Raw genomic sequence first — 12,145 nt, 5'->3', positions numbered from 1 at the left:
GGTCACCCGCCGAACAGGCCCTTGAGCCCGGCCCATGCGCGACCGAAAAAGCCCGCCTCGGCGACGTCGTTCTCGGCGACCAGCGGCAGCTTCTGGGGCTGCATGTCGGGGGTCGTGACGATCAGGTCGGCGATATGCTGACCGGCCTTGATCGGGGCCTTGATCGGGCCGTCATAGACGACGCGGAGCTGGAGCTCGGGTGCGACGCCCGACGGGAGCGTGACGGTCAGATTGTCGGGCGCGACGAGGCCGACCGTATTGGCGCTGCCCAGCTGGACCTCCGCGGTCTCGACCTTGCGGCCCTTCGCGACGATCGGCTTGGCCTGCCAGGCGCGGAAGCCCCAGTTCATGAACTTGACCGATTCCTCGATCCGCTGGTTCGCGCTGGTCAGCCCGGCCATCACCATGACGAGGCGGCGGCCATTCTGCTGGGCCGATCCGGTGAAGCCATAACCCGCTTCCTCGGTATGGCCGGTCTTCAGCCCGTCGGCACCCGCGACGCGGCCAAGCAGCGGATCGCGGTTCGCCTGGGTGATGTCGGCGCCCGCGCCCAGGGTCTTGCCCCAGGTGAAGTTCGGCAGGGAGTAGAACTTCTTGTAGAGCTGCGGGTGATCCTGGATCGTCGCCGCCGCCAGCTTGGCCAGATCACGCGCGGTGACATAGGTCACGCCCTCGTCAGGCCAGCCGTTCGAATTGCCGAAATGGCTGTTGGTCAGGCCCAGCTTCGCCGCCCGCTGGTTCATCAGATTGGCAAAGGCTTCCTCGGTCCCGGAAATGCCCTCGGCCAGCACGACGCAGGCGTCATTGCCCGACAGGGTGACGATACCCTTGAGCAGATTCTCGACGCTCACCTTCTCACCGGGAGAGAGGAACATGGTCGAACCCGCTGCGGGGCCATGCCATTTCTTCCAGGTGTCGGGGCTGACGTCGAATTGCTGGTCGAGCTTCAGCTCGCCGCGCTTGATCAGGTCGAAGGCGACATAGACGGTCATCATCTTCGCCATCGATGCGGGCGGCATGCGGCGATCGGCGTCCTTGGAAAAAAGGATCGCCCCCGTGGACAGGTCCGTCAGAAAGGCGACGGGCGCCGGCGTCGGGAAATCCGGCGAGGCGGCGACACTTGGGCAGGCCATCACGATCGCAAGGGCGGAGGCGGCGAGCAGTTTCTTCATGACAATAGTCCGTGACGCTAGGGGTTACTCGATAGTGCAGGATGCGGACATAGCCGCGCCGAAGCGCCTCGTCACGCCCGCGCTGGGCCAGCGCGTCGTGACTGCAAGGAGGATCGCGACCATACCGCTATTGTTCGACGGCATCGGCGAGCAGTCCCACGGAAAGCGCGTAGAAATTGGAGCAATTATAGTCGAGGATCACCCGGTAATTGCCCGTCAGCAGATAGGCGGTCTTGCCTGGCCCGTCGGGCTCGATCAGCGTCGCCTGAACGCTGTCGCCCGGCCAGCCGCGCGCCTGCGGCACCAGGCCCATCGCGCGCCACTCCGCCATGGTCTTCCAGCCGCTGTGCCGCGCGAACACCCGCGGACAGCGCGGCGAGATCGTCCGGTTGGCGACGAGGTTGCGGTCGAAGCTCGCCGGCACGCTCACCGCCAGCCCCCAGGGCTGGCCTGGCCGCCAGCCGGCATTGGCGAAATAATTGCCGATCGAGGCCAGCGTGTCGGCCTCGCTCGTCCAGATATCGGCGCGCCCGTCCCCATCCCCGTCGCGCGCGAGGCGCAGATAGATGGACGGCAGGAATTGCGGTCCGCCGGTGGCACCCGCCCAGCTACCCTTGAGTTGAGAGATCGGCACGCCCCGGTCGACCATCAGCAGCGCGGCGATGAACTCGTCGGCGAACAGGTCGCGCCGCCGGCCTTCATAGGCAAGCGTGGCGAGCGCGCGCGGCAGGTCGAACCCGCCCATCACCTTGCCGTAATTGGTTTCATGCCCCCAGATCGCGACCATGATCGATTCGGGCACGCCGGTCTCGCGTTCGATCCGCGCCAGCCGCCCCCGCTGGGCAAGGAAGGCCTGTCGCCCGCGCGTGATCCGCGCCGTATCGACATGCTGTGCCTTGTAGGGCGCGAAGTTGGGGACGGCCGAGGGATTACTCGCGCTCCCCGGCTGGGCCCGGTCGAGTTCGATCACGCGGGTGTTGAGTGTCATCCCGGGCATCACGGCATCGAGCGTGGCCCGGCTGACGCCCCGCGCCTCCGCCTGGCTGCGCAGCGTACCGAGATAGGACTGGAAGCCGGCCTCGTCCTGCGCGGTCGCCGGATTGCTGGCGGAAAGGCACAGGATCGCGGCAAGGGCCGCGCCCGTCCTGCTGAAATATGTGGATAATCCCGGCATGGCCGGACTCTGCCACAGCCCCCGCGCGACATGAACCCCTATCGTCGCAGGCCTTGCACAAAAGAGCCTGCGCGCATTAAGCGCATTGCGAGCGGAGAGGTGGCCGAGTGGTTTAAGGCAGCGGTCTTGAAAACCGCCGTGGGTGCAAGCTCACCGTGGGTTCGAATCCCACCCTCTCCGCCAACCGCTCACCGACGCTCCAGCGGCCCGACAAGGGTGTTCCACAACTGCAGCGGACACAGCTTTTCCCCCGCCGCGGTATCGCGACGAGGGAAAGCCTGGTTCATCGATGGTCATCGCGCCGATAGCGGCGCGCGACCTCTTACTTCTTGTTGAGGGTAAGCCCGCCAAAGCGCTTGTTGAAGCGCGCGACCTGGCCGCCCGAATCGAGCATCGTACCGCGGCCGCCGGTCCATGCCGGATGCGCGAGCGGATCGATGTCGAGCGTCATCAAATCGCCTTCCTTGCCCCAGGTCGAGCGGGTCTCGAACTGGGTACCGTCGGTCATCTGCACCTTGATGGTGTGATAATCGGGATGGGTATCTTTCTTCACGTGCAAATCTCCGGGAATGCCGCTGGTTTCCGACCAGCAGCGAAGGCGCGGCCCCTAACAGAGCCAGCCAGTGAGTGCAACCTGCGGGATTGTCAGGCCTTGGGCGGATCCGTGATCATCGCCATGAACTTCGCTTCGGCGGCGAGCTTGCCGTCGACCGTCGCGCGTCCCGCGAATTTGGTGGCGCGGGCGCTCTTCTGCACGATCTCGACCTCGAGACGCAGCAAGACGCCCGGTTCAACCGGCTTGCGGAACTTCACCTCGTCGATCGACATGAAATAGACGAGCTTGCCCGAGCCCGCGAGGCCAAGCGATTCCACCGCGAGAATCCCCGCAGCCTGCGCCATCGCCTCGACGATCAGCACGCCGGGCATGATCGGCCGGCCGGGGAAATGCCCCTGGAAGAAACCCTCGTTGATCGTCACCGCCTTGATCGCCGCGATCGACCGGTCGAGGATGAGTTCCTCGACGCGGTCGACCAGCAGCATCGGGTAACGATGGGGAAGCGCCGCCATGACCCGCCCGATATCGAGCGGGCCCAGCGTTCCCGTCGTCACCGCGTCGGTCACCGGCCCTGCGGCCTCGGGGTCGTCGGCGCGGGGCGGCCGGCGGGTGCCGCGGGCGCCGGAGCGCCGGCGGCGGGAGCTGCTGCCTGACCCTGCTGGCCCTGAGCCTTGGGCTGCCAGGCGACCGGCGGCGGCACGGCGACGCTGGTCAGGGTGCGATCGATCTCGGCGCTGACCGCGGGCGTGATGTCGGCGGTGGCATCACCCAGCATGAGCACCGCTTCCGGCTTCACGATCAGGCCGACCTTGCGCGTCTTGACGACGCTGGTCACCGCATCGGGAACCTTGGAGCCGACCTGCTCCTGCAGATACAGGCGCGCGCGCGTGACGGGCTGCAGCATCCGGCCGAGCTCGGCCTGGCCTGCAGCCTGCTTCTGCTCGATCTGGGTCAGTTCCGGGCGCTTGCTGTCGCGCGCGCGCTGGATTTCGTCCTGCGAGAGCTGGCCGTCATTGTTCGCGTCGAGCGCCTTCAGCAGCGGCTGGATCTCGGCGTTGATCGCGTCGTTGCGCGCCTTTGCCTGGTCGATCTGCGCCTTGTAGGTGGTGTCGATCGTCGTCCAGGTGCTGGTCCAGACCTTCGAATTCTGCATGGCAGCATCCGGATCCAGCATCGCGACGGTCTGGGCCTGGGCGCCTGCCGCGGCAACCAGCAGGCCGGGCGCGACGAGCGCCGTGGCAAGCAGAACCTTCTTGTACGTCTTCATTAGAACTGTGTCCCTACGTTGAATGTGACGAGTTTCGTATCGTCGCTCGGGTTCTTGAGCAGGGCGTAGGCAACGTCGATGCGAAGCGGCCCGAACGGCGAATTCCAGTTGACGCCCGCACCCACCGAGAGGCGGGGCTTGGCCGAGTCACCACCGAAGCGTTCGAAGAACGGCGCGGTGGGGCTCGTATAAATGGTGTTGATCGAACTGCCGGCGCAATCGGTGCCACCGAGCGTCGCCGAATAGCCGACGGTACAAGTGGTGGCGAGGCCGGCGTGATCCGCGTCGGTCGAGGGCACCACATACAATGGACGCCCGCTGCTGTCGAACTGCGGGGTCTGGAGCGGCAGGACGGTCACCCGGCCAGTGACCGGATCGGTGACCGTCGGGAAGGTCGCGGTCGGCGGCGGACGGGTGATGCCGAACAAAGCGCCGGCCTGAAGATAGATGGACGGCCGCAGCCCCATTTCGCGCGCGCCCGCGCCCAGAGGAATCTCGAGCTCGATCCGGCCGAGATAATAGGCCCGGCCGCCGAGCGCGTCGTCGATGAATTGCGTGCGGTCAGTCTGCAGAATCTGGTTACCAGCGCTGTCGGTGGTATAGCCGATGCGCTGAATGCGCGGGCCTACGCCGCGGATGTCGAAACCACGGAAATCCGGTTCACCCAGATAGAAGCGGTCGGTGATGCGGACCTTGTCGATCCCGTCGCCACGGCTCTTTTCGAGCGAGCGGATATAGCCGCCTTCGCCATTTGCCGACAGGATGAAGCCGCTGCCGACATTCCAGTATTTGGCGCCTTCGAACCGGGTGCGGACATATTTCACATCGCCGCCGAGCCCGGCGACGTCCGTGCTGAACACCAGGCGCTTGCCGGCGCTCGGGCGCAAACGGCTGTTCAGGCTGTCGTTGATCAGCGAGAAACCGACCGACGACGTCACGCGGTTGCCGATCGCGTCGCACAGATAGCGTCCCGCAACCAGGTTGTTGCAGGTGCCCGCCGCCGTGAAATAGCTCGAGTCGAGCCCGACCTGATCATAGGAAAGGCCGTAGCGACCCGATAGCGACCAATATTCGGTAAGCGGCAGGCCGGCGCGGATCTGGAAGCCGGTCGAAACCTGCGTGTAGGTCGTCTGGCGCTCGTTGTTGATGCCGTAGTTGAACGCATTATAGTCGCGCCGGAAGATGTCGCCGCCAACGGCGATGTTCTTGTCGAACAGATAAGGCTCGGTGAAGCCCACTTCGACTGACTTCGAATAGCTTGAATAGTTGACGCTCGCGCGCAGCTCCTGGCCCTTGCCGCGGAAGTTGCGCTGGCGGACCGACGCCTGGATGATGAAGCGCTCGAGGCTCGAATAGCCCGCGGAAAGCGACAGCTCGCCGGTCGACTTTTCCTCGAGATCGGCGGTGAGCACGACGCGGTCGGGCGCCGACCCCTGCGCCTTCTTGATCTCGAACTTCTCCTGGAAGAAGCCGAGCGAATTGATGCGGTCCTGCGAACGCTTGAGCTGGAAGCTGTTGAAGGCATCGCCCTCGGACAAGCGGATCTCGCGGCGGATCACCTTGTCCTGGGTCTGGGTGTTGCCGTTGATATCGATGCGCTCGACATAGGAGCGCTGCGCCGCGGCGATGTGGAAGTTGATCCCCATCGTCAGCGTGTCTTTGTCGCGGTTGTACTCGGGATTCACTTCCGTGAAGGCATAGCCGAACAGGCCGGTCGATTCGCTCAGGGAGTCGATCGCATCCTCGACCTGCTTGGCGTTGTACCATTCGCCCTTGTGCATCGGCAGCGTCGCGGCCAGCCGCTTGTTGTCGAAGTCGCGGATGTCGCTGTCGACGGTCACGTCGCCGAATTTGTAGCGCGGGCCCTCCTCCACCACATAAGTGATGATGAAGTCCTTCTTGTCCGGCGTCAGCTCGGCGACGGCCGACGTCACGCGGAAATCGGCATAGCCTTCTGTCAGGTAGAACTGACGCATCTTCTGCTGGTCATAGGCCATGCGATCCTGGTCGTAGCTCGTGTTCGAGCTCAGGAGCGTGGTCAGGCGGGCCTGCTTGGTTGCCATCTCGCCGCGCAGCTTGCCGTCGGAGAACACCTCGTTGCCGAGGATGTTGATCTGGCGGACCTTCGACTTGGGCCCCTCGGTGATCTCGAACACCACATCGACGCGATTCTGGTCGAGCGCGACCATCTTCGGTTCCACGACCGCCGCGAAACGGCCCTGGCGCCGATACAGTTCGATGATGCGGCCGACGTCCTGCCGGACGGCGGTGCGGGTGAAGATCTGCCGCGGCGCGAGCTTGATCTCCTTCTTGATCTTGTCTTCCTTCAGCCGCTTGTTGCCCTCGAGCAGCACGCGGTTGATCACCGGGTTTTCACGGATGCGCAGCACGATGTCGCCCGATTCCGCGCCGCTGATCGACACATCGGCGAACAGGTCGCTGGCGTAGAGATCCTTGATCGCCTGATCGAGCGTCTCGTTGGTGAAGGCGGTGCCTACCCGGAGCTTGGTGTAGGACAGCACGGTGTCGGATTCGATGCGCTGCGATCCCTCGACGCGCAACGTCTTGATCGTCCGCGTCACCGGGGGGGCGACCTGCACCTCCGGCAAGGCTGGCGTCGTGGCGGCGGGTGTCGCGGGTGCCGGAGTCGTCTGGGCGCTCACGGCCATCGGCACGCCAGACAGCATCGTCCCCGCGAGAAGCAGGACGGTGGCGCGGGCGCCGAAACTTGAAACCTTGATCGCTGTCACTATCCCACCCCAGTCGGAGAAATTACGCGGGCCGCTCTTGAAAGCCTGCCCTGCCTCAACCACGTCAGCCGATCAACCCGGCCAATTTGTTCCACAACCCGAACGATCCGAGATCGTTGAACGTCACGAGGACCATCAGCGCCAGCAACGCCGCAAGGCCGCCGCGGAACGCCCATTCCTGCACCTCGGGCCCGACCGGCTTACGACGGGCCGCCTCGATCGCGTAGAAGAACAAATGACCGCCATCCAGCATAGGAACTGGCAACAGGTTGATGAATCCCAGATTAATCGACACCAGCGCGATCAGCCAGACAAAGGCCGGAAGACCGAGGGAAAGCTGCTCGCCGGACACTTTTGCGATGCTCAGCGGCCCGCCCAGCTCCTTCACGGAGCGGCGGCCGGTGATGATCTGGCCGATCGTCTCGACCATCATGCTGACGATTTCGCCGGTCTGGCGCACCGCCACCTGAGGCGCCTCGGTCAGGCTCACCTGCACAAGTACCGGTTGCGAATTCTCGATTCCCAACCGGCCGATACGATACTCGTTTCCGAACCGGTCACGCTGGAGTTCCGTCGCGATGACCGCATTACGCTTTATCGGTGTGGTGCCCCGCACGAAATCAATGGTCACCGGTTCACCGGCCCTGATCTGTACGTAGCGAACCATGTCGCTGAATGTTTCGACCGGGCGGCCGCTCAGCGCGACGATCCGATCGCCTGGTTGCAGGCCCGCTTTCGCGGCGGCACCGTTTGCGACGATTCTGCCGACAATGGTCGGCGTGCGGCTGTCGCCATAAGCAAGCGCGAACCCGGCCAGGATCAGGATGGCGATGACGAAATTGGTGACCGGCCCCGCCGCGACGATGATCGCCCGCTGCCATACCGGCTTCGAGGGGAAGGTCCGTGCGCGTTCCTCGGGCGGCAGCAACAGCCAGTCCGCGTCGGGCACGCTTGCCGGGTTCATGTCGCCGGCGAAGCGCACATAGCCGCCGAGCGGAAGCCAGCCGAACTTCCAGCGCGTACCGCGCTTGTCGGTAACGCCGAAGACTTCACGCCCGAAGCCGATCGAGAAGGCCTCCACCTTCACCCCGAACAGCCGCCCGGCAAGGTAATGGCCCATCTCGTGAAGGAACACGAGCGGCCCGATGACGAGCGCAAAGGCGAGGATAGTCAGCAACAGGCCGGGGCTGTGGATCAAGCGACGCAGTCCTTTACACGCTCGCCCGCAAGCCTTCGTGCTTCAGCGTCCACGGTCAGGACGTCATCAAGCGTTGCGGGGGCGGGCGGATCGTAGCGATCGAGGGTATCGGAGACGATTGCGGCAATTTCGAGGAAGCCGATGCGCCGCGCCAGGAAGGCGGCCACCGCGATCTCGTTGGCCGCGTTCAGGATCGCCGGCCGGGCGCCACCGGCGTCGAGGGCGCGGCGCGCCAGCGCCAGCGCCGGAAAGCGTTCGGGGTCCGGCGCCTCGAAATCCAGACGCCCGATCGCCACCAGATCGAGCGGGGCCATCGGCGTTTCCATCCGGTCGGGCCAGGCAAGACAATGGGCGATCGGCGTACGCATATCGGGCGGCCCGAGCTGCGCCAGGGTCGACCCGTCGACATATTCGACCATCGAGTGAATCACCGACTGCCGGTGGAGGATGATCTCGATCCGGTCGGACGGCACCGGAAACAGGCGCGCGGCCTCGATCAGTTCCAGGCCCTTGTTCATCATCGTCGCCGAATCGACCGATATCTTGGCACCCATCGACCAATTGGGGTGCGCGACCGCCTGCTCCAGCGTCACCGCGCGCATCTTCTCCGTCGGCCAGTCGCGGAACGGGCCGCCGCTGGCCGTCAGGATGATGCGCCGGACTCGTTCGGGCCGGCTGAAATCGAAGCACTGGAAAATCGCATTATGCTCGGAATCGGCCGGCAGCAGCGTCGCGCCGTGATGCGCCGCGGCGGCGAGCACGACATCGCCGGCTGATACGAGTGGTTCCTTGTTGGCGAGGATCACGGTGCCGCCCTGCCCGATTGCCGCCATGATGGGTTCGAGGCCGGCGCAACCGACGATCGCGCCCATGGTGATGTCGGCACCCATCGCGGCCGCCTCGGACAAGCCCGCCCGCCCGCCCGCCGTTGCGATGCCGGAGCCGGCAAGTGCCGCGCGCAAATCGGGCAGGCAGCTTTCGTCCGCAACCACCGCGATCCGCGCATTGGTGCGGATCGCTGCTTTGGCGAGCTTTTCGGCGTCGCAATTGGCGGTCAGCGCCAGAACGTCGAACCGTTCGGGCTCGCGCTCGATCAGATCCAGTGTGGACGTACCGACCGATCCGGTTGCGCCGAGAATGGTGACGGTCTTCACCGATATAACTCCGGCAAAATGACGAGCAACGCGGCGAGCGGTGCGACCGGCACCATCCCGTCAAGGCGATCGAGGATGCCGCCATGGCCGGGCAACAGGTTGCCGCTGTCCTTCACCCCGGCACGGCGTTTCAGCCAGCTCTCGAACAGGTCGCCGGCCTGTGCGACGATCGCGAGCACCGGCGTCGCCAGCGTCAGCCGCCATGGCAGGCCGTGCAGGAAATGCAGTGAGACCGCGAACATCGTCGCGAGCAGGACGCCCCCCGCAAGGCCGGCCCAGGTCTTGTTGGGGCTGATCATGGGGGCAAGCTTCGCGCCGCCGATCGCGCGGCCGCTGAAATAGGCGCCGATATCGCACACCCATACAAGGGCGAGCGCCCAGAAAGTGAAGACGATCCCGTCGTCCTGCTTGCGGATCAGGAGGAGCGCGAGGATCGGCAATCCAACATAGACCGCTCCCAGCGCGAGGGTCGGGCGCCGCTGGACGATGACGATGAAGAAGGCGGCCGCCGCGATCAGCCCCAGCGCGAAGAAATCGGGGCCGGCCGCTATCGGCGCCATGATCGCCAACGGCACGGACAAGGCGAACTGGGCCAGCCGTTTCTGCGATGCCGAGGCGCCGTCGAGATCCGCCCATTCGGCCATCATGAACAGCCCGAGCACCGAACATAATATCCAGAAGACGATGCCGCCGAGCCACAATGCCACAAGCGCGACCGCGACCAGGGCCAGGCCGACAACGGTGCGAAGCGCCAGGTCGGACGGTCGCTTGGTCGGTGAATCGGTGTTCACAGGCCTCCGAAGCGGCGCTGGCGGCTGCCGAACGCCGCCACTGCGTCCGCCAGGGTCGCGGCGTCGAAATCGGGCCAGAGCGTATCGACGAACAGCAATTCGGCATAAGCCGCCTGCCACAGCAGGAAGTTCGACAGCCTTACCTCCCCTGAGGTCCGGATCAGCAGGTCGAGCGGCGGAAGGTCGCTGGTGTCGAGTTCGGCCTCGATCGCGTTCGCGTCGATCTGCGATGGGTCGAGCGCCCCGTCACGCACCTTTTCGGCCAGGCGCCGCGCGGCAGTCGCGATTTCCGCCTGTGCGCCATAGTTGAGCGCGATCACCAGGATCGGGCCGGTATTGGTGGAGGTTCGCGCAATTGCGTCGTCGACCAGCGTCACCAGATCGGGCGAAAAGCGCCGATAATCGCCGATCACCCGCAGCCGGACATTCTCCTGCGCCATCTCGTTGAGATCGGTGCGGATGAACAGCCGCAACAGGCCCATCAGGTCGCTGACCTCGTCCTCGGGACGGCGCCAGTTCTCCGACGAGAAGGCGTAGAGCGTCAGCGCCTCGATCCCCATCGCGCGGGCAGCACGGGAGACGCGACGGACCGCCTCGACGCCCTGACGATGCCCGGCGATGCGCGGCAAATGCCGCTTCTTCGCCCAGCGGCCATTGCCGTCCATGATGATCGCGACATGGCGCGGCAATATGGTCGCGCCTCCGGCCGGGATCGGTGCCATGGCGGGCGACGAGCTCACTTGCCCAGGATTTCCTTTTCCTTGGCGGAAGCCGCGGCATCGATATCGGCAATCGTGCTGTCGGTCAGTTTCTGGACCTCGGTTTCGTGGCGTTTGCGCTCGTCTTCGGAGAACACGCCCTTCTTCTCGTCGGTCTTCAGATTGTCATTGCCATCGCGGCGCACGTTGCGCGCGGCGATACGCGCCTTTTCGGCATATTGGCCGGCGAGTTTCGCCAGTTCCTTGCGGCGCTCCTCGGTCAGGTCCGGGATCGGCAGGCGCAGCGTGGTGCCGTCGACGATCGGGTTGAGGCCGAGGCCTGCCGAACGGATCGCCTTGTCGGCCGGGCCGACATTGGACTTGTCCCATACCTGCACCGAGAGCATGCGCGGCTCCGGCGCCGAGACGGTCGCGATGGTGTTGAGCGGCATGTGCGAACCATAGACCTCGACGGTCACCGGATCGAGCAGCGAGGTCGAGGCACGGCCGGTGCGAAGACCGCCCAGATCATGCTTCAGTGCCTCGACGGCGCCCGCCATGCGGCGTTCGAGATCGGCCTTGTCATAGGCGGCCATTGGCTTCCTCCTCTTCGTTGCGGACGATCGTCGATGTGCCCTCGCCCCGCAGGACGGCGGCGAGATTGCCCTCGCCGCGGATGTTGAACACGACGATCGGAATATTGTTCTCGCGGCACAGCGCCACGGCGGCGGCGTCCATTACCTTGAGATTGTCGGCAAGCACCCGGCCGAAGCTCAGGCTCTCATAGCGTGTGGCGCTCGGCACGATCTTGGGATCGGCATTGTACACGCCGTCGACGCTGGTGCCCTTGAACAGCGCGTCGCAGTTCATCTCGGCAGCGCGGAGCGCGGCGGCCGTGTCGGTGGTGAAGAACGGATTGCCGGTGCCGGCCGCGAAGATCACGATCCGGCCCTTCTCGATATGCCGTTCGGCGCGCCGGCGGATATAGGGCTCGCACACGCTGGCCATCGGGATTGCCGACTGGACCCGGGTCTGCACCCCGATCTTCTCCAGCGCGTTCTGCACGGCGAGCGCGTTCATCACCGTCGCCAGCATGCCCATATAATCGGCGCTGGTCCGGTCGAAGCCCTTGGCCGCCGCCGCGAGGCCGCGGAAGATATTGCCGCCGCCGACGACCAGGCACAGCTCATGCCCGGCCTCCTTGGCGGCCTTGATCTCGCCCGCGACGCGGTCGACGGTTGCCGGGTCTATACCGAACTGGTTCGGGCCCATCAGGACCTCGCCAGACAATTTCAGCAGGATGCGTTTGAAGCGAGGTGTCGTCACAAGTTCCAACATGCTGAGGGTCTGGGCGGCGCGGACCTTAGTATCGCGTCATCGCGATG

Annotated in this window: 12 protein-coding genes and 1 tRNA gene; 1 reads left to right on the top strand and 12 read right to left on the bottom strand. The window is 65.2% G+C overall.

Translation table 11 applies throughout. The features are described 5' to 3' along the window. Nucleotides 1–2 precede the first annotated feature (2 nt). Nucleotides 3–1,172 carry a D-alanyl-D-alanine carboxypeptidase family protein gene (locus tag ACZ1I5_RS09100; protein WP_465173368.1) on the bottom strand — a complete coding sequence of 390 codons (1,170 nt, stop codon included), beginning with the start codon at nucleotides 1,170–1,172 and terminating at the stop codon, nucleotides 3–5. 127 nt (nucleotides 1,173–1,299) lie between these two features. Further along, nucleotides 1,300–2,346 carry a lytic murein transglycosylase gene (locus tag ACZ1I5_RS09095; RefSeq protein WP_465173367.1) on the bottom strand — a complete coding sequence of 349 codons (1,047 nt, stop codon included), beginning with the start codon at nucleotides 2,344–2,346 and terminating at the stop codon, nucleotides 1,300–1,302. 93 nt (nucleotides 2,347–2,439) lie between these two features. Between ACZ1I5_RS09095 and ACZ1I5_RS09090 the strand changes: the two genes are divergently transcribed. Further along, a tRNA-Ser gene (locus tag ACZ1I5_RS09090) sits at nucleotides 2,440–2,529 on the top strand. A gap of 139 nt (nucleotides 2,530–2,668) precedes the next feature. On the opposite strand, the gene rpmE is transcribed toward ACZ1I5_RS09090, so the two are convergent. The 10 genes from rpmE to pyrH all read right to left on the bottom strand — a co-directional run bounded on the left by rpmE (nucleotide 2,669) and on the right by pyrH (nucleotide 12,086). Continuing rightward, nucleotides 2,669–2,899, bottom strand: coding sequence for a 50S ribosomal protein L31 (gene rpmE, locus ACZ1I5_RS09085; protein WP_465173366.1), 231 nt, complete (start codon nucleotides 2,897–2,899; stop codon nucleotides 2,669–2,671). A 92-nt stretch (nucleotides 2,900–2,991) separates the two neighbouring features. After that, on the bottom strand, nucleotides 2,992–3,468 hold the full coding sequence (gene fabZ / locus ACZ1I5_RS09080; RefSeq protein ID WP_465173365.1) for a 3-hydroxyacyl-ACP dehydratase FabZ: 477 nt from the start codon (nucleotides 3,466–3,468) through the stop codon (nucleotides 2,992–2,994). Continuing rightward, entirely contained in the window at nucleotides 3,465–4,169 is a 705-nt protein-coding gene (locus tag ACZ1I5_RS09075; protein WP_465173364.1) for an OmpH/Skp family outer membrane protein, read from the bottom strand. Before ACZ1I5_RS09075 ends, fabZ begins: the two co-directional genes overlap by 4 nt. Further along, entirely contained in the window at nucleotides 4,169–6,919 is a 2,751-nt protein-coding gene (gene bamA, locus ACZ1I5_RS09070; protein WP_465173363.1) for an outer membrane protein assembly factor BamA, read from the bottom strand. The genes ACZ1I5_RS09075 and bamA overlap by 1 nt, the downstream gene beginning before the upstream one ends. Nucleotides 6,920–6,983: 64 nt before the next feature. Further along, nucleotides 6,984–8,117, bottom strand: a complete 1,134-nt coding sequence (rseP, locus tag ACZ1I5_RS09065; RefSeq protein ID WP_465173362.1) for an RIP metalloprotease RseP — start codon at nucleotides 8,115–8,117, stop codon at nucleotides 6,984–6,986. Continuing rightward, on the bottom strand, nucleotides 8,114–9,271 hold the full coding sequence (locus ACZ1I5_RS09060) for a 1-deoxy-D-xylulose-5-phosphate reductoisomerase (protein WP_465173361.1): 1,158 nt from the start codon (nucleotides 9,269–9,271) through the stop codon (nucleotides 8,114–8,116). Before ACZ1I5_RS09060 ends, rseP begins: the two co-directional genes overlap by 4 nt. Next, on the bottom strand, nucleotides 9,268–10,062 hold the full coding sequence (locus ACZ1I5_RS09055) for a phosphatidate cytidylyltransferase (protein ID WP_465173360.1): 795 nt from the start codon (nucleotides 10,060–10,062) through the stop codon (nucleotides 9,268–9,270). The genes ACZ1I5_RS09060 and ACZ1I5_RS09055 overlap by 4 nt, the downstream gene beginning before the upstream one ends. After that, entirely contained in the window at nucleotides 10,059–10,784 is a 726-nt protein-coding gene (locus tag ACZ1I5_RS09050; RefSeq protein WP_465173933.1) for an isoprenyl transferase, read from the bottom strand. The genes ACZ1I5_RS09055 and ACZ1I5_RS09050 overlap by 4 nt, the downstream gene beginning before the upstream one ends. A 14-nt stretch (nucleotides 10,785–10,798) precedes the next feature. Then, entirely contained in the window at nucleotides 10,799–11,356 is a 558-nt protein-coding gene (frr, locus tag ACZ1I5_RS09045) for a ribosome recycling factor (RefSeq protein ID WP_372854200.1), read from the bottom strand. Beyond that, nucleotides 11,343–12,086, bottom strand: coding sequence for a UMP kinase (gene pyrH, locus ACZ1I5_RS09040; RefSeq protein ID WP_465173359.1), 744 nt, complete (start codon nucleotides 12,084–12,086; stop codon nucleotides 11,343–11,345). Before pyrH ends, frr begins: the two co-directional genes overlap by 14 nt. Between the last annotated feature and the right edge of the window lie 59 nt (nucleotides 12,087–12,145).

Source organism: Sphingomonas sp. BL-S-30 (assembly GCF_055521475.1).
This window is presented reverse-complemented; position numbering and strand designations above follow the sequence as displayed.

Bases quoted from the DNA above. Each gene is read 5' to 3' on its own strand.
- ACZ1I5_RS09100 (WP_465173368.1), bottom strand. From the start codon at position 1,172: ATGAAGAAACTGCTCGCCGCCTCCGCCCTTGCGATCGTGATGGCCTGC.
- ACZ1I5_RS09095 (WP_465173367.1), bottom strand. From the start codon at position 2,346: ATGCCGGGATTATCCACATATTTCAGCAGGACGGGCGCGGCCCTTGCC.
- ACZ1I5_RS09075 (WP_465173364.1), bottom strand. From the start codon at position 4,169: ATGAAGACGTACAAGAAGGTTCTGCTTGCCACGGCGCTCGTCGCGCCC.
- ACZ1I5_RS09050 (WP_465173933.1), bottom strand. From the start codon at position 10,784: ATGGCACCGATCCCGGCCGGAGGCGCGACCATATTGCCGCGCCATGTC.
- frr (WP_372854200.1), bottom strand. From the start codon at position 11,356: ATGGCCGCCTATGACAAGGCCGATCTCGAACGCCGCATGGCGGGCGCC.